The 543-nt window shown below is 59.5% G+C and carries 1 protein-coding gene; it reads left to right on the top strand.

Going from position 1 to position 543, the window contains the following annotated elements; all coding sequences use genetic code 11:
* The coding region (locus NW818_RS13840) for a helix-turn-helix transcriptional regulator (RefSeq protein ID WP_414424883.1) at nucleotides 1-543 on the top strand (543 nt) is incomplete at both ends.

Here is a 543-nt window from a genome sequence, read left to right as displayed (position 1 = left end):
GCGTTGTTCTTTGCGGCACGCCTGCTTTCGCATCATAGCGACGAGCACAACCCACATGTCGTGTCGGCATTGCAGAAACTCGCTGCGAGCCTTCCCGACACGACCGTTTCCACCCACATTGCATGGGTGGCCGATCTCATTCGCGCGCGAGCGCGGCGAACGGAGTATATTCGCATTCTCGAAACGATCACCCGTGCATGGGCGGATCGGCAGTGTGTCGATATCCGCTACCGTGCGATGAACGGGGAGACCACGCAGCGCGTGATTGAGCCGTACCTGCTGGAAGTAGCGCGCAGCGAACCGGCATCATACGTCATTGCCCATGATCGACTGCGTGGCGCGCTGCGCACATTCAAACTCGAACGCATCGAGCAGGCGACGATCCTCGATGAAACATACACCATTCCTGAGAACTTCGACCCCTATGCGCACCTGGCCTCTGCATGGAGCATCATGAACGAGACCGAAGTGGAAGTGCGGTTACGGTTCACCGGTGAGGCAGCCCGCCGGGTACGCGAGAGCGTCTGGCATCATAGCCAGCAG

The organism is Synechococcus sp. R6-5 (assembly GCF_047461775.1).
Classification (GTDB): domain Bacteria; phylum Cyanobacteriota; class Cyanobacteriia; order Thermostichales; family Thermostichaceae; genus Thermostichus.
The sequence above is the reverse complement of the archived record's forward strand: the minus strand, read 5'-3'. Positions and strand labels throughout refer to the sequence as shown.